Genomic DNA, 18807 nt, shown 5'->3' on the forward strand with positions numbered 1-18807 from the left:
TTACCATGGCGCCGGGGGTCGACGACGTCGTCCGGCCACGGGCCGTCCTCCGCGCTCGCCCCCGCTAGCCGCGAACGGCCGGGAGCCGCGTGGAGATGTCGATCTTCGCGTTGGTTCGGGCGGCGCCCACCCAGGCGTCCCAGGCTAGCCCCTGCTTGCGGGCCAGCAGATCGGCGGCGATCTTGTCGCGCTCGCCGGCGAGCGCCTCCATGCCGGGCGGCACGCGCTCGAGCACGCGGAGCACATAGTATCCCTGCCCGGTCTTCACCGGCTCGCTCAGCGTTCCGGCCGGCGTCCGCAACGCGACCATCATGGCGTCGCCGGGCAGCCGCTTGTCAGGGCTGCTGCGCGAGAAGCGCGCCGTCTCCCCGTAGACCGCCCCCCGCTTCTTGGCCACGGCCGCCAGGTCGGCGTCCCGGGCCTCCGCGCTCAGCCGCCTGGCCCGCGCCAGGGCGCGCACCTCGGCCTGCTCACGCTTGACGGCCGCCGCGACTTTGTCCTTGATCTCGGCCAGCGGCGGCACGGCGGACGCCAGGTGCTCGACGTGCTTGAGCACGACCCAGCCGGCGGGAGTCTTGACCGGCGTGGACACGCCGCCCTGGGCCAGCTCGAAGGCGGTGGTCTCGAGCGGATCGACGGGCGCCAGACCGGCCGGGCCCGCCGTCTGGCGGGAGATGGTGGACTCCACCGGCGTGAGGCCGAGCTTGCGGGCCTCGGCCAGGAAGTCGGTGGCCCCCCGCAGCGTGGTGCGGACCTCCTCGGCCCTGGCCCGGGCCGCCCGGTCCGCGGCCTCGTCGGCCAACCGATCTCTGATCTGCCCGGCCACCGCCTTCAGCGGCTTCTTGCCTCCCTCGCGAACCTCCAGTGCCTTGATCGCGTGGAAGCCGAAGGGCGTGCGCACCGGCTCCGGCGAGACCTCGCCCTTCTTGAGCGCGAAGAGGGCGGTCTCGAACTGGGGCACGACCTCTCCCGCCTTGATGAAGCCGATCTCGCCGCCGCGCGGGGCCGAGCCCGGATCTTGCGACACCTCCCGTGCCAGCTTGGCGAAGTCCTCACCGGCCCTGGCGCGCCGGATGACGTCGGCGATCCTGGCTTTGGCCTGGTCCTCGGCCTCGCTTCCGCCCGTCTCGGCCACCCGGACCAGGACGTGGGCGGCGCGCACCTGCCGCGGCTCCTCGAACTCGGCGCCGTGCTCGGCGTAGTGCTTCTCCACGTCGGCCTCGCTCACCGCCACCCGGAAGCTCTGCGGGTGGAACGCCACGTACTGCACCCGCCGTCGCTCGGGCAGCCGGAACTCGTCCCCGTGTCCGTTGAGGTAAGCAGTGAGCTCGGCCTCGCTCGGCGTGATCTCGGCCACGAACGGCGCCAGCTCCACCAGGGCCCACGCCGCGCGGATCTGCTCCCGCTGCTCCACGAAGGCGTTGGCCACCTCGGCGTCGCTGACCCGGACGCCACTGCGGACGGCCCGCTCGACCTTGATCCGGGTCAGCCGCCGGCGCATCTCCTGCTCGAAGGCGCCCTTGCCGTAACCGCGCCGGCGCAGGACGTCCTCGTACCGCTTGAGGGTGAAGCGCCCCCCTTCGTGAAAGGCCGGGATCGCGTGGATCTGCGCGTTCAGCTCGTCGTCGCCGACCGCCAGGCCCTCGAGCTCGGCCCGCTGGGCGACCAGCGTCTCCTGCACGAGGTCGTCCACGACCTGCTGGGCCAGCCCGAACCGCTCGGCCATCTCGGGCGAGAAGCGGTCGCGCAGGACCTGGGCGTACATGTCGAGCATCTCCTGATAGCGCCGCTGGTAGCGCTCGGTGGAGATCTCCTCGCCGTTGACGGTGGCCACGCTGTCCCGCCCGGCGCCGTCCGGGCCCATGGCGCCGAAGATGAACAGCGACCCGATGAAGGCCGCGATGACGACGAAGAGCGCGACCTGGAGGGTCCGGCGGTAGCGGCGCATGAACGTGATCATCGAGACTCCTTGCTCACGGGTTCCTCGGGGACCACCCGGCGCGCGACCGTGATGAAGCCGGTGTGGGCCACCATGCGGTGAAAGGGCCGCACCGACGACCCTTCGATGTTCCACGGGCGCATGAGCGTCTCGAACGTCTCGACCAGGGCCCAGCAGGGTTCCCGGTGCAGCGCTTCGCAGAGCTGGTGCGATTGAATGATGGTGGGGACGTAGGCCACGAAGATCCCGCCCGGCCGCAGGACGCGGGCGACCAGGGACGTGAGGGTCCACGGCTCGGGCAGATCCAGGAGCACGCGATCCACGGGAGCCTCGTCGGCGAGGCCGTCCTCCACCGGCCGCAGCCGCACGGTGAGGTTCTGCACCTCGCCCAGTCGCATGTGGATGTTGGCCAGGGCCCGGCGCGCGAACTCGTCGCGCTGCTCGTACGTCACCACGTGGCCCTCGGGACCGACGGCCCGCAGCAGGGCCAGCGTGAGCGCGCCCGAGCCGGTGCCGGCCTCCAGCACCCGGCAGCCGGGGCCAATGTCGGCCCAGAACAGGATCATGGCCAGGTCCTTGGGGTAGATGACCTGGGCGCCCCGCGGCATCTCGAGCACGAACTCGGCCAGCGTCGGCCGCAGGGCCAGGTAGCGCAGGCCGAGCGAGCTGCGGACCCAGCTCCCCTCCGGCTGGCCGATGATGGCGTCGTGCGAGATCCATCCGCGGTCGGAATGGAAGGTCTCGGACTTGCGCAGGAACAGCAGATGGCGATTGCCGCGCTGGTCGATCAGCAGCACCTGCTCGCCGTCCTGGAAGGGCAGCGCTTCGCTCACTGGCCGTGACGAGGGGCGGGCAGGGCGAGGGTCACGCCGAACGCCGCCAGCGGCATCAGCGCGCAGGTCCACAGGACCGCGGGCAGCCCCCAGTGGTCGGCGATCACGCCGAGCAGGGCCACGCCGAGCCCACCCGCGCCGATGGCGAGCCCCACGATGAGGCCTGCCGCCATGCCGGCGTGGCGAGGCAGATAGGCCTGGCCCAGCACGACGGACACCGTGAAGCTGGACACCAGCGCCGCGCCGAAGAGTCCGAGCGCGACGAAGGCGGAGATCCCGCGGGAGACGAGAAAGAGGGCGCCCAGCGGGGCGGCGACGAGCAGCGCCCACCTCATGAGCGGTCGCGGCCCCCAGCGATCGGCCAGCGGGCCGGCGATCACCGTGCCGAGCGCGCCCGCGCCCAGGAACACGAACAGCAGCGGGCCGACCAGCCGGGGATCCGCCCCCAGGTAGTCGATGTAGTAGAAGGGGACGAACGTGATGAACCCGAGCTGGGCCCAGGAGCGGATCGTCACCATGAGCATCAGCAGCGCCATGGCCTGCGGCATGTCGATTCCGGTCCTGACCGCGCGCGTCGCTCCCGCCGCGCCGGCGGCCGGCCGGCCGAGCACGGGCAGCGCGGCGACGAGCAGCGCTCCCATCGCGGCCGTGGGCACCAGCATGCCCAGGCTGCCGGCGAGCCCCATCCCGGCGAGCAGCGCCGTCATCACCGGCGGCCCGAGCGCGACCCCGACATTGCCGCCCAGCGAGAACCACGAGAGCGCCGTGGCCCGGCGATCCCCGGCCACGCTGGCCGCCGTCCGATAGCCCTCCGGATGGTACGCGGCCACGCCGAGCCCCATGACGATGACGAGCAGGAGCAGCGTGCCGTACCCCGGCGCCACGCCGATGAGGCCGAGGCCCACGCCGGTCACGAGCACGGACACGGGCAGCAGCCAGCGCCGCGCGGTGCGGTCCGAGAGATAGCCGAAGACCGGCTGCACGATCGACGAGGCGATGGTGGCGGCGAGCACGATCATGCCGGCCTGCGCGTACGACAGCGCATGGGCCGCCTTGAGGAACGGCAGGATCGCGGGCAGCGAGCCCTGATTCACGTCGACCACCAGATGCCCCAGGGCCAGGAGCCCGATCAGCTTGGCGTTGGGCCGGACACGCTCGGTATCGACGGCGAGGGTCGGCACGGCAGGCCCCAGCAGGGCCGCCGGCTTCGAATCAGCCATGACTCAGCAATGGTACACTAACCTCCGCGATGGACCCACCGTCGGCCACCCCGCCGACGTCAGTGACGATCCGCGAGCTCGGTCACGTCTCGCTCTTCGTCCGCGATCTGGAAGCCTCGCGGCGGTTCTATCACGGGATCCTGGGGCTCGCCGAGACCGGCACCGGCAAGGGCGGGCGCATCGTCTTCTTCTCGGCGGGCCGTCATCACCACGACCTGTCCTGCGAGCTGGCGCGTGCCGAGGGGCCGGGCCCGCAGCCCAAGGGCGTCCCCGGCCTCTACCACATCGCCTTCGAGATCGGCGGGAGCCGCGAGGCGCTGGGCACGGCCCGACGCCACGTCGAGGCCCACGGGCTCACGCCGTTCGGCGAGACGGACACCTCGTTCAGCGTGCGCGACCCCGATGGTCACGAGATCGAGCTCTACGTCGATCTCCGCGGCCTCAAGTGAGGCGCCGGCGCAGCCAGGCCGACCCCGCCCGCGAACACCGGGCGGACCTGCGGCACCACGGCGTAGAGCAGCACTTGCCAGCGGCGAGCCCTCCAGCACGCGCGGCGGTGGGGACTATTGCCCTTCAGGTCGGCGATCGACTTGAGGCGATCGTTGCCGGCGTGGTCGGCGGGTCGGGCACGAGGTCGCGGTTCTCGTCGCAGTAGAGCGTGTCGAGCTTGCCCCCGTGGTGGGCGCACGGCTCGGCGCTGAGGGCAGTGGCGACAATGGCCAGGAGAAGGGCAGCCAGCAGCACGAGGACGAGGCCGAGGCTACGATGGGTCATCGCGCGTTTCCTTCGCGGGTACTGTCGTGGGGGGCACGGCACGGGTCAAGGCGCGCGGCGCTCAGGCGCCGAAAGCGTCGAGGCCGGTAATGTCGCGACCGATGATGAGCGTGTGGATGTCGTGGGTGCCCTCGTACGTCTTGACCGTCTCCAGATTCATCATGTGCCGGATCACCGGGTGCTCGTCGATGATCCCGGCGGCGCCCAGGACGTCCCGGGCCCGCCGGGCCGTCTCCAGCGCCATCGCCACGTTGTTCATCTTGGCCATGGAGACCTGCTGGGGCCGGAGCTGTCCCTGCTCCTTGAGCCGCCCCAGCTGCAGGGCGAGGAGCTGGGCCTTCGTGATCTCGGTGATCATCCACACCAGCTTCTGCTGCACGAGCTGGAAGGAGCCGATCGGCTTGTTGAACTGCACGCGCTGCTGGGCGTACTGCAGCGTCCAGTCATAGCAGGCCATGGCGGCGCCGATGGCGCCCCAGGCGATTCCGTAGCGAGCCTGATTCAGGCACGACAGCGGGCCCTTGAGCCCCTTCACGCCGGGCAGCTTGTTCTCCAGCGGGATCGCGCAGTCCTGGAAGGCGAGCTCGGAGGTGATCGAGGCCCGCATCGAGAACTTGCCGTGGATGTCGAGGGTGGAATAGCCGGGTGTCCCCCGCTCCACCAGATAGCCGTAGATCTCGCCGTCGTCCTCCTTGGCCCACACCACGGCCACGTCGGCGATCGAGCCGTTGGTGATCCAGAGCTTCGTGCCCTGCAGCACGTAGCGATCGCCCCGGCGGCGGGCCCGCGTCTTCATGCCGCCCGGATCGGAGCCGTGATCCGGCTCGGTGAGGCCGAAGCAGCCGATCTTCTCGCCCCGGGCCATGGCCGGCAGCCACCGCTCCTTCTGCGCCTCGCTCCCGTAGCTCCAGATCGGGTACATGACGAGGCCGCTCTGCACGGAGGCGCAGGAGCGGAGCCCCGAGTCGCCCCGCTCGAGCTCCTGCATGATCAGGCCGTAGGCCACGTGGCTGAGGCCCGCGCAGCCGTAGCCTTTGAGGGTGGCGCCGAAGACCCCCAGCTCCCCCAGCTTCGGGATCAGCTCGACGGGGAACGTGCCGGCGCGGTGGTGCTCGGTCACACGGGGCAAGAACTCCGTCTCCACCCAGTCCCGGACGGCGTCGCGCACCATGCGCTCCTCTTCGCTGTACAGCGCCTCGACCCCGTAATAGTCGACGCCGCGAAACTTCTCCATCGCTGGCTCCTAGAGGCGGATGGGGTTGAAGTCGGTCCGGTAGTCGAAGGTATCCACGCCCTCGGCCGATTTCAACCAGCCCACCACCGTATACGTGAGCGGCGTGGCCGCCGCCTCGTAGAGGACTTTGACGCCCCACTGGCCGGCCACGATCGTCGGCAGCAGGCCCGCCGGCACCGTGCCGGCGAAGGCCAGGGTGATGAACACGGTCGAGTCCAGGGCCTGGCCCACAACGGTGGACCCGATGGTCCGGAGCCACAGCCAGCGGCCGCCGGTGGCGACCTTGAGCTTGGCCAGCACGAAGGCGTTGGCGAACTCGCCGACCAGATAGGCGGCGAAGGAGGCGACCAGGATGCGCGGGGACTGCCCGAGGATCTCCCGGTACGCGGCCTGGCCATGCCAGAACGGGGCGGGCGGGATCGCGCCGCCGATCCAGATGGCCGCGACCATGAGGGCGTTGGCGGCGAAGCCGAGCCAGATGACCCGGCGAGCCGCCGCGTAGCCCCAGACCTCGGTCAGCACGTCGGCCAGGATGTAGGAGAGCGGGAACACGATGATGGCGACGGGCAAGACGACGCCGGCCACCGTGATGAGCTTGGCCGCGATGATGTTGGCGGTGAGCAGACAGCTCACGAAGAACACCGCGCAGGCGGTGAAGCGCCAGCTCATCGCGCCCGATTGTACTGCTTCAGGTACTGGCGGAAGCTGGCGCGGAGATAGGCCGCGGCCAGCGTCTCGGCATCTCGGGCCTCCGCCTGGCGCCCGCGGGTCCGCAGCACGGCGGCGTAGGAGCCCAGACGCTGCGCCGGATCGAATCGCACGGCGCCGCCGCTGCGGGGAAACTTCTCGACCAGGTCGAGCACCTCGGCCGCGCCGGCCTTCCGGCCCAGCTCTCTGAGGAGTGCCGCATAGCGCTGCAGCGCCGCGACGACGTGGGCCGTGGGGTCCCGCGCGACGAAGATCAGACTCGTCAGGAACGGCTCCACCTCGCTGTCGATCGCCGACTGCCAGGCGCCGCCGAGAAACCGCTGGGAGTACCCGACGTCGATCACTCTTGCCGGCGGCACGCCGAGCAGATGGGGGTGGACGCAGCGGACGCCTCGAGCCCCCAGCGCGAAGGCCTCGCCCTCGAATCCCGGAACGCCCTGATCGCGGGCGGCGACCCGGTAGCGAACACAGTCCGCTCCGAGCCAGGCCGCTTCGGAGATGTCCAGCTCGGCCAGGCTGAAGCGGGGAGCCTCCCACTCCCGGCGCAGCCCGGCGGTCAGCTGCCGGACGACAGTCTCGCGGTCCGTGCTCGGCAGCTCGGCGTCCACGGCCCCGGCCAGGGCCAGGGCGGTGTGCACAGCGCCCGGTGCGGTCGCGGACTTCGCGAACACGACGTCCTGACTCCGGCCCTGCCGGGAGACGTTCCTGGTCCAGCCCTCCCCGCGCGGCGGGACGATCAGGAAGCCCGAGAGCTCCTCGTAGCCCTGTCTGGCCAGACAGGATGCCAGCAGATGATCGACGAGGCCGTCGATCAGCGCGGTGAGCTCCTCGTCGGTCGAGTACTTGACGAGCTGGCGCCCCTGCGGCCGCGTGACGATCCGGCGCCCGCGCCGGTCGACGACGAAGTCGCGGCCGAGGGCGGTCTGCGTCGCCGCCACGCACTCGCGGCGATCGCGCTCGGCGCGGACGGGACTGCTCTCGACGCCTCCCTCGGGCACCTCCGGTACGGTCACGCAGCCGCCCACCACCGCCAGCAGCCCCACGAGGGCGATCGCCCTCCAGCGCCACAGGAGCCGCGCCCGGGGAGGAGAGGAGGAGCACGGAGGTCGGGCGCGGCGCGAACGGGGATGAGAGGAGGGGGTCGGTCGTCGGGCGCGGCGCGAACGGGGAGGAGAGGAGGGGGACGGTCGTCGGGCGCGGCGCGAACGGGGAGGATCCGGAGGGGGCGTCCCGCCCCCTCCGTTATACATTAGTCGCGATCGCAGGCGGCTCGTCGGCAAGGGCCCGTTCCAGCGCCCGGGCCAGCTCGGCATCGTGCTCGTGCGTGGTCGCGAAGATGCGGCACTGGGCGACCTTGCCCGGCAGATATTTCAGGATCTCGGTCAGCGGCTCGGCGGCCACTTCGTTCTTTCCCGCGTCGTAGACGTAGATCTGCCGGTCGCCCATCTTGAGCGGATTGAGCGGGCGCGGATCCTGCAGCGCCATGTCGATCCGGAACGGCACGGTCTTGAGCCCGGCCGGCAGATAGGCGCGCACCCGGCGCTCGACCGTCTCCACGTCGAGGAAGGCCTGCCCCCGCTTGGGCTCGAAGACGTCCAGCACCACCTCGTGCGACATCCGCCACTTGAGCTGGCGGTCGAGGATCTTGCGCCACTCCAGCCCCAGCGCCCGTCGATCGGGCTCCTCGGCGTCGTGCCAGCGCCCGACCTCTTCCAGCAACGTCCACTCCGTGAGGTGCAGGTAGGGATGCAGCTCCTTGCGGAGGTCGTAGGGGAAGGCCTGCCGCATCGTGTCCCGGAAGATCTCCTTGAGGTGCAGGTCGATCCCCCGCGTCGTGCGGTGGTAATAGACGTTCGTGTACATGTAGTAGCGGGCGTTCAGGAACATGATGAAGGCGCCCAGTCCGCTCCGGTCCAGCGTCAGGCCCTTCTCGGAAAAGAACGCGTAGTAGATGATGCGCTCGATGTCGATGGGGCCGACCGCCACCCCGCACATGTAGGCGTCGCGCAGGACATAGTCCATGTTGTCCGCGGTGAAGACGCCGCTCAGCAGGGGCTTGAGGAAGGGCAGCCAGCGGGGATGCGACTCCAGCGGGTGCGTATAGGCCTTGCCCATCAGATAGCAGATCCACTCGGGGTCGATGGCCTCGCCGGCCTGGAAGGCGCCGCTGGGGCTCCGGCGCAGGCTGCGGATCTGCTCGGCAAGCTCTTCGCGGATGATCCGCTGCCCCACCAGCTCGTGGGTGAGCTCGTAGTCGATCAGGAAATTGTCGTCGAAGAAGTGGCCGAAGGGGCCGTGGCCGACGTCGTGCAGCAGGCCGGCCATGCGCAGCAGCTCCTCCACCAGGGGCGCCGACGGCGCGTCGGGGAAGATGGCGCGCAGCGAGGGATCGAGCTGATGGGCCAGGCGTCCGGCCAGGTGCATGACGCCCAGCGAGTGCTGAAAGCGGCTGTGCTCGGCGGCCGGGAACACCCAGCGGGCCGATTGCAGCTGGGGGATGCGGCGCAGCCGCTGCACCCAGGGCGTGTCGATCACGTCCTGCTCGGTGGCCTCGCCGGGGATGCCGCCGGGCCGCGTGTAGAGGATGTACTGGTGGATGGGGTCGGCGATGAGCCCGCGGCCCTGATAAGTGTCGGCGGCGCCCTTCATCCTGTCTGGATTATCTAGCGGGGTGGCGGGCGCAGCAACCGGTAGCGATCCATCGAGGCCACGGCGATGACGTGCAGCCCCGGGCCCCGCTGCACGGCGATGCGGATGACGTCCCCGGCCTGGCCCCGCCACAGCACGTGATAGAAGTGCTCCTGCGACTCGACCGTGATGCCGTTTATGCTCACGATGCGGTCGCCCTTGCGGAAGCCGGCGCCGGCCGCCGGCCCCACCGGAGCCACCCCCTCCACGATGACGCCGGCCTCGGTCGCCGCCGTGTAGAGGCCGAGCCAGGGCCGGGGCCGGCGGCTCGCCACCCGGCCGACGGCGATCAGCTCGTCCTTGATGGGCACGAACTTCTCGATGGGAATGGCGAGGTTGACGTAGGGGGCCTTGCCGATTCGCAGCGAGGCGATGCCGATCACCCGGCCGCCGGCGTCGACCACCGCGCTGCCGCCCCAGGACGGGCTGGCCGGCGCGACCAGCAGGGCCCGATCGAGCATGTACTCCCAGAAGCTGGAGAACCGGCGGATGCTCTCCAGGGCACCGGTCACGTACACGAGCTCGTTGTGCTCGTCCACGCCCACGGTGCCTGTCGGCATCCCCGGCGTGGCGTCGCGGGACTCGCCCAGGGTCGCGGCCGGCCAGGGCCCCGCACCCTCGAGCTTCACGACGCCGAGCCCGGACTCGAGGTCGAGGCCGACCAGACGGGCCGGCACCTTGCGGCCGTCCCGCAGGACGCCCTCGATCCTCAGGGTGTCGAGCAGGACGTAGCTCACGGTGACGACATAGCCGTCGCGGTCGAAGATCACCCCGCTGCCGAAGCGCTGGCTGCCCAGGCGAGCGCTGGAAGCCGCGGTCTCATCGGCGAGGACCCGCAGGCCCACGATCGAGGGCTCCACCCGCTTCACGTACGACGGCTCCGCAGGGAGCGCCGCCGGATGGGTGCGCGGCTCGTGCGGCCGGGGCACCGCCTCGGCGATTGCCACCGCTGCCAGCACGACTGCAAGCGTGACCGTCAGGCCTCGTGCCATGCGCCCCTCCTCGATCGTCTCGCTCAGCGGTTGCCGTACTGCTGCTGGTAGTACGCCGCGAACGCGCCGGACTTGAGCGGCCGCCACCAGGCCTCGTGCTCCCGGTACCAGCCCACGGTGGCCGCCAGCCCGTCCAGGAACCGGTGGCGCGGCGCCCAGCCGAGCCGGCCCATCTTCGTCCAGTCGAGCGAATAGCGCCGGTCGTGGCCCGGCCGGTCCGTCACCGGCCTCACGAGGGATGCGGGCTTGCCCGTGAGCGTGAGAATCTCCCGCGTGAGCGCCAGGTTCTCGAGCTCGTGGCCGCCACCCACGTTGTAGACCTCCCCTTCGACCCCCCGCCGGAGCACCAGGTCGATCGCCTCGCAGTTGTCGAGCACGTAGAGCCAGTCCCGCACGTTGCGTCCGTCGCCGTAGAGCGGCAACGGCTGATCGTCCAGCGCGTTCGTGATGAACAGGGGAATGACCTTCTCGGGGTACTGGTAGGGCCCGTAGTTGTTCGACGAGCGGGTGATGACCACGGGCAGCCGGTGCGTCCGCCAGTAGGACAGAGCCAGCAGGTCGGCGCCGGCCTTGGCGGCCGAGTACGGATTGGACGGCCGCAGCGGATCGCTCTCGCTCGCCGAGCCGGTGGCGACGCTGCCGTAGACCTCGTCGGTGCTGATCTGCACGAACCGCCCGACGCCCAGCTCCCGGACGGCCTCCAGCAGCGTAAACACCCCGAAGACGTCGGTTCGGAGAAAGGCGTCGGCCTCCAGCAGGGAGCGGTCGACATGCGATTCCGCCGCGAAATTGACGACGGCGTCGACGCCGCGCAGGACGTCCCGCACGAGCTTGCCGTCGCAGATGTCCCCATGCACGAAACGGTAGCGGGGGTCGCCGGCCACGTCGGCGAGGTTCTGGAGGTTGCCGGCGTAGGTCAGCTTGTCCAGGTTGACGACAGAGTCCTCGGCGTGGGCGGCGAGAACGTGACGGATGAAGTTCGACCCGATGAACCCGGCCCCCCCGGTGACGAGCAGCCTCACCTTACCCCCGCGTCACGTCCTGCCGAGGCAGCGGCCCCTGGCGGCACATCCGCCCCACGAGCCGGGCGGGCCGGCGCCGCCTCATCCCCGCGTGACGTCCCAGACGTCGGCGCCCAGATAGTCCCAGGGCAGCCGCCCCTCGTCCGATTCTGCCGGCTCGGCCGTGAACTGGACGTCGACGAAATAGATGATGCGGCCGACGGCGACGCCCAGGTTGCGCACCCCATGGGCCACGCCGGGCGGAATGCGGACCAGCCGGGAGCTGCCGTCGCCGAGCATGAGCCGCATGCGCGCGCCTTCGGTGGGCGATCCCTTCCGGACGTCCACCAGGACCAGCAGCAGGCGATCGGAGGGGGGCACGTACCACACGTCGGTCTGGCGGACGTGCAGGTGGAAGGCCTTGATCACGCCCGGCTCGACTTCGCTGTAGTTGACCTGGCGGAGGGTGAAGCCGGCCGGGCTCTCGGTCCGCCCCTCGTTCAGCCGGGCCAGCTCGGTGAGGGCGCCGCCATCGTCGTGGTGGCGGGCGAGGTCCACGATCTCCACGCCCTCGATGCGGGGCGCCGCCGCGTAGGACTGGGTCTTGAACGCGCGCTTGGCGTCCGGGCTCAGCTCCACCGCGCAATCCTAGCACGCCCGAGGAACAATTCGCGTCAGCGCGCGCCTTCGATCAGGCGCAGCAGGTACTGGCCGTAGGAATTGCCGCGCATGGGCTCGGCGATGCGCCGGAGGTCCTCGGCGGTGATGTGGCCCATGGCGTAGGCGATCTCCTCGACGCAGGCGACCATGAGGCCCTGCCGCTCCTCCAGGGTCTGGATGAAGCTCGAGGCCTGCAGCAGCGCCTCGTGGGTGCCGGTGTCGAGCCAGGCGATCCCCCGCCCCAGCTTGTCCACGTGCAGGCGGCCGGCCCGCAGGTAGGCGAGATTGACGTCGGTGATCTCCAGCTCGCCGCGCGCCGACGGCTTGAGCCCGGCCGCGATCTCGACGACGTCGTTGTCGTAGAAGTAGAGCCCGGTGACCGCCCAGTTGGAGCGGGGCCGCTGCGGCTTCTCCTCGAGATCCACAGGACGATCCGCCGCGTCGAACTCCACGACGCCGTAGCGCTCGGGGTCGCGCACCCAGTAGGCGAAGATCGTGGCCCCTCGCGGCCGGCCCGCCGCCCGCCGCAGGTAGTCCGGAAAGCCGTGGCCGTAGAAGATGTTGTCCCCGAGGGCCAGCGCCACCGCCGCGTCGGCGATGAACTCGCGCCCGATCAGGAATGCCTGGGCCAGGCCGTCGGGGCTCGGCTGCGCCGCGTACTGGATGCTCAGGCCCAGGTGCCGGCCGTCGCCGAGCAGGCGCCGGAAGGCCTCCTGATCTTGCGGCGTCGTGATGACGAGGATCTCCCGGATGCCGGCCAGCATCAAACTGGAGAGCGGGTAGTAGATCATCGGCTTGTTGTAGACGGGCACGAGCTGCTTGGACATCGCGAGCGTGAGGGGGTAGAGGCGGGTCCCGGAGCCGCCGGCGAGGATGATGCCCTTCACGACGCCTCGACTATAGCAGGCCCGCCCGTGTAGACCCCGACCGGAAATGGGGTACTATTCAGGCATGAAGACGTTGAAGGAGATGATCGCCGAGGCCCGTCAGGTGGTCCCCGAGGAGGGGCCCGACCAGCTCCAGCGCCGGCTCAAGTCCGGCGAGCCCCTGGCGGTCATCGACGTGCGCGATCCCGACGAGTACCGCGACGGCCACATCGAGGGCGCGACCAACATCAGCCGCGGGTTCCTGGAGTTCCGGGTCCCCGGCACCGTCCCCGATCCGACCACCCCCGTCGTCCTCTACTGCCAGACCGGGCTGCGCTCCGTGCTGGCCGGCAAGGCGCTCAAGGAGCTCGGCTACCAGCACGTGATCAACCTGCAGGGCGGCTACCAGAAGTGGGCGCAGTCGGGCCTGGCCACGGTGCGGGAGGTGCCGCTCAACCCCGACCAGATCCAGCGCTACAGCCGGCACTTCCTCCTCAACCAGATCGGCGAGAAGGGTCAGCACCGCCTGCTGCGCTCCAGGGTGCTCCTCATCGGCGCCGGCGGGCTGGGCTCGCCCACCGCGCTCTACCTGGCCGCGGCCGGTGTGGGTACGCTCGGCGTCATGGACGGCGACGTGGTCGACATCACGAATCTACAGAGGCAGATCCTGCACACCACCGCCGACATCGGCAAGCCCAAGGTCGAGTCGGCCACGCGCACGCTGCAGGCGCTGAACCCCGACGTCAAGGTGATCGCCCTGCCGACCCGGATCACGGTCGACAACGTGATGGACATCATCAAGGACTACGACCTGATCGTGGACGGCTCGGACAACTTCGAGACCCGGTACCTCGTCAACGACGCCTGCTATCTGGGCGGCAAGACGAACGTGCACGGCTCGATCTTCCAGTTCGAGGGCATGGCCACCGTCTTCGCCCCCAACCAGGGGCCGTGCTACCGGTGCCTGTACCCCACGCCGCCGCCCCCCGGCCTGGTGCCCTCCTGAAGCGAGGCTGGGGTCCTGGGCGTGCTCCCAGGCGTGATCGGAACGATCCAGGCGACGGAGGCGGTCAAGGTCCTGCTCGGCATCGGCGAGACGCTGATCGGGCGCCTGCTCACCTACGACGCCCTCGGCATGCGTTTCCGCGAGGTGAAGCTGCGGCGCGATCCGAACTGCCCGCTCTGCGGCAGCTCGCCGACGATCAAGGACCTGTCGATCCACATGAGCGGCGGGGCCACGTGCGAGGTCTCGCCGAACGGCCACGCCGAGCCCGCCGGCACCCCCGCCGCCCGCCCGGGCGGTTGATCGTCACCTGTACACGCTGCGGCTGAGCGAGGATCGCCTGGGGCCGGGCCAGGGGCTGCGGCTCGCCGCCGCCAATCGCATCCTCTGGGTGGCCGACGGCGCGATCCGCGTGGCACCGGCCGACACGACGCTCGAGCGCGGTCAAGCCTGGCACGGCGCCACGGCCTGCTCATTCACGAGCCCCGCCGGCGCCCACGTCCTCCGCTGGGAGCTGCTCACGCCGGCGACGCGCGGGCCGCTCGCCGAGACGATCGGGGGCGCCAGCAGCGCGTTGAAGCTCGAGCATCCGATCGCGCTCGATCCGTCCGCGCCGTACCTGATCCGCTGCGACCGCGTGGACTTCGCGCCCGGCGGCGAGGCGCGCCCGCACGGGCACCGCGGCGGCGGCATCCGCCGTTTGCTGGCCGGCGAGCTGGAGGTGAGGATCGGCGGGGCCCCGGGGCGCGCCATGAAGCCGGGCGACGCGTGGTTCGAGAGCGGCGTGGAGCCCGTCCATGCCCTGGCGTCGCCGCGGGAGCCCACGAGCTTCGTGCGCGTGTCGGTCCTGCCCCGGGCGCTGCGCGGGCAATCGTCGATCGTCTACGTCGATCCCGCCGACGCCGCGGTCAAGCCCCGGCAGTACACCGTCTACGTGGACGAGCCCATCGAGATCGCATGACGCGCAGTCGGGGTCCGGCGCTGCCCGCCGAGCTGCTCGAGCGCCTGTCCCAGCGGGACCTCCGGGCCCGGCTGGGTCGTGCGCTGCCCTTCGTCACTGTCGATGCCGAAGGCCGGCCCCACCCGATGCTGCTGTCCTACCTGGAGGTGCGCGCCTACGATCCGGGCACGCTGGGGCTGGTGATTCTGGCCAGGAGCCGTAGCGCCCGCAACCTGAGCGAGCGCCAGGTGGGCACGCTGCTGGTGATCGAGGCCGACACGGTGAGCTACGTGAAGACGCGGGCCATCGATGGCCCGCTGCCGGTGTCCGGCGGCGAGACGTTCGGGCTCGGCTACTTCCTGCTTGCGGTGGAGGACGTCCTGGAGGACGCCGCGGCCGAGTGGGAAGGCGGCATGACGATCACGAGCGGCATCCAGTACCGTCCGGTGCCCTCGCTCGACGAGCCGTGGGCGCGCGTCACGCTGGCCGCTCTGGCGGCCCCCCGCGCTACCGTCTAGTTGCGGGGCGGCTCCGAGTCCGAGGCCTCTTCGCGCTCGTCCAGGTCGCGATAGCGGCCCACCGTCACTTCCACGTCGGCCTTCCGGCCGTCACGCCAGACCGTGACACGGATCTTCTTGCCCACCGGCGCCGACGCGACCAGGCGCTGGAGGTCCCGGGGCCCGTCCAGGACGGTGCCGTCCAGGGCGAGGATGACGTCGTTGGCCCGGACCCCGCCGCGGTCCGCCGGCTCGCCCGGCATCACGGAGCGGATCAACACGCCCCGGGCCTCGCGCAGCTTGAGGCGGTCCAGGTCGTCCTCTTCCACCGCTGTGATGGCGACTCCCAGCCACCCCCACTCGATCCGGCCCTTGGCCACGAGCTGGGGGAGCAGCATCTGCACCAGGTTGGCCGGGATGGCGAAGCCGATCGAGCCGTTGCGCGCGGCCATGCTGTTGACGCCGACGACCTCGCCGGCCATGTTGATCAGCGGGCCGCCGGAGTTGCCGGGATTGATGGCGGCGTCCGTCTGGATGAAGTCGAAGCCCGGAGCGGCCACGGTGAGGGGTGAGCCCTTGCGGCTGACGATGCCGAAGGACACGCTGTGCTCGAGACCGAAGGGATGGCCCAGCGCCAGCACGAACTCGCCGACCCGCAGCCGGTTCGAGTTGCCGAAGCTCAGCGTGGGCAGATCTCCCACGCCCTCGATGCGGAGCACGGCGAGATCGACCCGGTTGTCACGCCCGATCACCTTCGCCGGGAAGCGCCGGCCGTCGTAGAGCCGCACCTGGGCCGACGTCACGCCGTCGACCACGTGGGCATTGGTGACGATCACGCCGTCCGGCTCGACGATGAAGCCGGAGCCCTGGCTGCGCCGCGGCTCGTCGAGATCGCGCTCCTCCTTCGGGCCGTCGCGCCGGACGCGCACGTGCACGAGCGCCGGCTTCAAGCGATCAGCCAGCCCGGCCAGCAGGTCGTTGAAACGCGCGAGCTCCGGCGCGACCGGGGCCGGCGAGGCGCTGTCGGCGCCGAGCGAGCCCGCGCAACCGGCGATGAGCGTGGCAGCGAGCAGCGTGACGAGCGGCGTGCGTAGCGACGAGCCTCGTATGCGTTGCATCCGGGCCTCCTTGCTTCGTGGAACCCGGATTATACAACCTCAGAGACCGGGTCGAGCCTCCGGTTCCGGTCTTATGCCACCAGGCACAAGGACGCACGGCCCCGTGCCGGGCGGACACGCGACGACGGGAGGCGCGTGAACCTCGCGATCGTTGACCCGGCGCTCCCAGTGCCCTGGCACGTGGAGCAAACCGTCAGAACCGGTGACGTAGCGATCGGGAACCCACACGCGATCGCGGGGAGCCGCCTTCGGCGCCGGCGCAGCGGGAAGCGGGCGAGTCACCGCCCGGTTCAGCCGATTGATCGCCCGCGACCCCGCGCTGGTCGCCGGCTGGAAGCCGAGGCCCGCCCAGACGAGCGTCAGCGTGGCGAGCAGGCGAGCGACGGCTGTGACGGTTTCGGACCTCATGGTGCAATTGTCTCGCACGATCGCGGGCGCCGCCACTGCTCGCCGTTCGGCGCGGCGAGCTGCCCTTCTCTTAGCGACTGACCTCGCCCACCAGATGACCGAGCTCGGGGATCAGCAATTTCTCCAGGGCGAGCCGGCAGGCGTTCGGCGAGCCCGGGAGCGAGGCGACGATGCGCCGCTGCACGACGCCGAGCTGGGCCCGGGAGAGCATCGCGGCCGGCCCGATCTCCTGGTAGGAGAGCACGCGGAACAGCTCGCCGAAGCCGGGCAGGCGCTTGTCGAGCAGGGAGTCCACGGCTTCGTAGGTGGAGTCGCGCGAGGTGATCCCCGTCCCGCCGGTGAGGACGATCGCCTGGATGCCGGGCTCGGCCGCCGCCTCCCGCACGATGCGCGCGACCTCGGCCGGCTCGTCGCGGACGATGCGCGAGCCGGCCACCCGGTGGCCGGCGCCTTCGAGGAGCTCGCGAATCAGCTTGCCGCTCGTGTCGGTCTCTTCCGTCTTGGTGTCGGAGATCGTGAGGACGAAGCAGACCACCGACTTGGGCGCGTACGCTTTGTGGGCGTCCGGCGTGGCGGCGGTGGGCCGGCTCATCGCGCGCCGGCCGCCTCCGCGCCATACGCGCGATCCAGCACCTCCACGAGGTGCAGCACGCGCGTCGGGGCCCCGTGAGCGCGCAGCCCGGCCTGGATCTGTAGGATACAGCCGGGATTCGCCGTCACCACGGCTTCGGCGCCCGTGGCCTGAACGTGTCCGACCTTGCGGTGCAGGAGCCTCGTCGCCATCTCGGGCTGGGTCAGGTTGTAGATGCCCGCCGAGCCGCAGCACCAGTCGGACTCCTTCAGCTCGACCACCTTGAGCCCGGGCACCTGGGCCAGGAGCGCGCGCGGCTGGCTCCGGATCTTCTGGCCGTGCACCACGTGACAGGGATCGTGGTAGGTGACCGTCATCGGCACCGGCCGCAACGGGCCACGCAGCGGCTCCTGGGCCAGGAACTCCGCGATGTCCCGGACGGCGCCGGCCACCCGGCGGGCCCGCTCCGCGCAGGCGGGGTCGCCGGCCAGCAGCGTGCCGTACGCCTTCATGTGCGCCCCGCAGCCCGAGGTGTTGACCACGATGGCGTCGACCTCGGCTCGCGAGAACACGTCGACGAGGGCCCGCGCCATCGCCAGCGCGCGGTCGTGATCGCCGCCGTGCGCGTTCAGCGCGCCGCAGCAGCCCTGCTCCTGCGGCACCACGACCTCCCAGCCGTTCCGGGCCAGCAGACGCACCGTGGCCTGGTTGTGGGCGCCGAAGGCGACGGACTGTACGCAGCCCGTGAGCAGAGCCACGCGCCCCCGTCGCTCGCCCTGCGCGGGGGTCAACGCGGGGAGCCGTCCTCGCTCGCTCGCCTGAGGCAAGGGCGGCAGTAGGGCCTCCCACGCAGGCAGAGGTCCGGGGAGCAACCTCACGAGCCCGGCGCGCCGGGCCACCGTCTGCAGACCGCTCGCCTGGTAGGCGCGCAGCCCGGCGGCGGCGAGCCGGAGCCCCGCTGGACGACCCAGCAGGAGCTCGAAGTTGACCCACCGGAAGAGCCGGCGGAGCAGGCTGCCGGGCCGCTGGTGCTCGATCGCCGCCTTGGCCGCTTCGATGAGGCGGCCATAGGGCACGCCGGCCGGGCAGACGGTCTCGCACGCCCGGCAGTCCAGACACAGACCCAGGTGCTCGATCACGGAGTCGCTCATCGCGATGCGGCCCTCGGCGAGCGACTTGATGAGGAAGATGCGGCCTCGTGGCGAGTCCATCTCGGTACCCAGCTCCGAGAAGGTGGGGCAGTAGGCCAGACAGAGGCCGCAGTGCACGCACTGGTTCACCCCCTCCACCGACAGGTCGCCCAGCATCAGCGGGCCAGTGGGGCGAGCGGCGTGCTCGGAGATGGTCGGGGGCAT

General features: G+C 70.9%; 19 protein-coding genes. 4 read left to right on the top strand and 15 right to left on the bottom strand.

Going from position 1 to position 18807, the window contains the following annotated elements; all coding sequences use genetic code 11:
- Positions 1-64 precede the first annotated feature (64 nt).
- Genes VFR64_01560 through VFR64_01570 form a run of 3 tightly spaced genes read right to left on the bottom strand, consistent with a single transcriptional unit; the run spans position 65 to position 3992 of the window.
- Positions 65-1960 (bottom strand): SurA N-terminal domain-containing protein, encoded by a 1896-nt coding sequence (locus tag VFR64_01560; GenBank protein ID HET9488431.1) that lies wholly within the window; start codon positions 1958-1960, stop codon positions 65-67.
- On the bottom strand, positions 1957-2772 hold the full coding sequence (locus VFR64_01565; GenBank protein HET9488432.1) for a tRNA (adenine-N1)-methyltransferase: 816 nt from the start codon (positions 2770-2772) through the stop codon (positions 1957-1959). Before VFR64_01565 ends, VFR64_01560 begins: the two co-directional genes overlap by 4 nt.
- Entirely contained in the window at positions 2769-3992 is a 1224-nt protein-coding gene (locus tag VFR64_01570) for an MFS transporter (protein HET9488433.1), read from the bottom strand. Before VFR64_01570 ends, VFR64_01565 begins: the two co-directional genes overlap by 4 nt.
- A 29-nt stretch (positions 3993-4021) precedes the next feature.
- Here VFR64_01570 and VFR64_01575 point away from each other — a divergent pair, with 29 nt between their 5' ends.
- Positions 4022-4441, top strand: a complete 420-nt coding sequence (locus VFR64_01575; GenBank protein ID HET9488434.1) for a VOC family protein — start codon at positions 4022-4024, stop codon at positions 4439-4441.
- 124 nt (positions 4442-4565) lie between these two features.
- Here VFR64_01575 and VFR64_01580 read toward each other — a convergent pair whose 3' ends face one another.
- From VFR64_01580 to rfbA, 9 genes are all read right to left on the bottom strand, one after another.
- On the bottom strand, positions 4566-4766 hold the full coding sequence (locus tag VFR64_01580; GenBank protein HET9488435.1) for a hypothetical protein: 201 nt from the start codon (positions 4764-4766) through the stop codon (positions 4566-4568).
- Between the two features lie 61 nt (positions 4767-4827).
- A complete protein-coding gene (locus VFR64_01585; GenBank protein HET9488436.1) occupies positions 4828-6000 on the bottom strand; it encodes an acyl-CoA dehydrogenase family protein in 1173 nt (390 codons plus the stop codon).
- Between the two features lie 9 nt (positions 6001-6009).
- The gene (locus VFR64_01590) at positions 6010-6669 is read right to left on the bottom strand and encodes a queuosine precursor transporter (protein HET9488437.1); all 660 of its coding nucleotides are present in this window, start codon (positions 6667-6669) and stop codon (positions 6010-6012) included.
- Complete coding sequence (locus tag VFR64_01595; GenBank protein HET9488438.1) at positions 6666-7751, bottom strand: hypothetical protein; 1086 nt, start codon at positions 7749-7751, stop codon at positions 6666-6668. The genes VFR64_01590 and VFR64_01595 overlap by 4 nt, the downstream gene beginning before the upstream one ends.
- Positions 7752-7950: 199 nt before the next feature.
- Positions 7951-9357, bottom strand: coding sequence for an HD domain-containing protein (locus VFR64_01600; GenBank protein HET9488439.1), 1407 nt, complete (start codon positions 9355-9357; stop codon positions 7951-7953).
- A 14-nt stretch (positions 9358-9371) separates the two neighbouring features.
- Positions 9372-10388 carry a S1C family serine protease gene (locus VFR64_01605; protein ID HET9488440.1) on the bottom strand — a complete coding sequence of 339 codons (1017 nt, stop codon included), beginning with the start codon at positions 10386-10388 and terminating at the stop codon, positions 9372-9374.
- A 23-nt stretch (positions 10389-10411) separates the two neighbouring features.
- On the bottom strand, positions 10412-11410 hold the full coding sequence (gene rfbB, locus VFR64_01610; protein ID HET9488441.1) for a dTDP-glucose 4,6-dehydratase: 999 nt from the start codon (positions 11408-11410) through the stop codon (positions 10412-10414).
- An 81-nt stretch (positions 11411-11491) separates the two neighbouring features.
- Positions 11492-12028: a dTDP-4-dehydrorhamnose 3,5-epimerase family protein gene (locus VFR64_01615; protein ID HET9488442.1), complete on the bottom strand. Its 537-nt coding sequence runs from the start codon at positions 12026-12028 to the stop codon at positions 11492-11494.
- 35 nt (positions 12029-12063) lie between these two features.
- Entirely contained in the window at positions 12064-12936 is an 873-nt protein-coding gene (gene rfbA / locus VFR64_01620; protein HET9488443.1) for a glucose-1-phosphate thymidylyltransferase RfbA, read from the bottom strand.
- A gap of 82 nt (positions 12937-13018) precedes the next feature.
- Between rfbA and moeB the strand changes: the two genes are divergently transcribed.
- The 3 genes from moeB (at position 13019) to VFR64_01635 (ending at position 15376) form a co-directional block, all read left to right on the top strand.
- Positions 13019-14221, top strand: coding sequence for a molybdopterin-synthase adenylyltransferase MoeB (moeB, locus tag VFR64_01625; protein ID HET9488444.1), 1203 nt, complete (start codon positions 13019-13021; stop codon positions 14219-14221).
- A gap of 88 nt (positions 14222-14309) precedes the next feature.
- Entirely contained in the window at positions 14310-14879 is a 570-nt protein-coding gene (locus tag VFR64_01630; protein HET9488445.1) for a hypothetical protein, read from the top strand.
- Entirely contained in the window at positions 14876-15376 is a 501-nt protein-coding gene (locus VFR64_01635) for a pyridoxamine 5'-phosphate oxidase family protein (protein HET9488446.1), read from the top strand. Before VFR64_01630 ends, VFR64_01635 begins: the two co-directional genes overlap by 4 nt.
- Here the strand turns inward: VFR64_01635 and VFR64_01640 are convergent.
- The 3 genes from VFR64_01640 to VFR64_01650 all read right to left on the bottom strand — a co-directional run bounded on the left by VFR64_01640 (position 15373) and on the right by VFR64_01650 (position 18807).
- Positions 15373-16473 carry a trypsin-like peptidase domain-containing protein gene (locus tag VFR64_01640; GenBank protein ID HET9488447.1) on the bottom strand — a complete coding sequence of 367 codons (1101 nt, stop codon included), beginning with the start codon at positions 16471-16473 and terminating at the stop codon, positions 15373-15375. The genes VFR64_01635 and VFR64_01640 overlap by 4 nt on opposite strands.
- 478 nt (positions 16474-16951) lie before the next feature.
- Positions 16952-17473 carry a MogA/MoaB family molybdenum cofactor biosynthesis protein gene (locus VFR64_01645; GenBank protein HET9488448.1) on the bottom strand — a complete coding sequence of 174 codons (522 nt, stop codon included), beginning with the start codon at positions 17471-17473 and terminating at the stop codon, positions 16952-16954.
- Complete coding sequence (locus VFR64_01650; GenBank protein HET9488449.1) at positions 17470-18807, bottom strand: heterodisulfide reductase-related iron-sulfur binding cluster; 1338 nt, start codon at positions 18805-18807, stop codon at positions 17470-17472. The genes VFR64_01645 and VFR64_01650 overlap by 4 nt, the downstream gene beginning before the upstream one ends.

The sequence above is a fragment of the Candidatus Methylomirabilota bacterium genome (assembly GCA_035709005.1).
Taxonomy (GTDB): Bacteria; Methylomirabilota; Methylomirabilia; order Rokubacteriales; family CSP1-6; genus 40CM-4-69-5.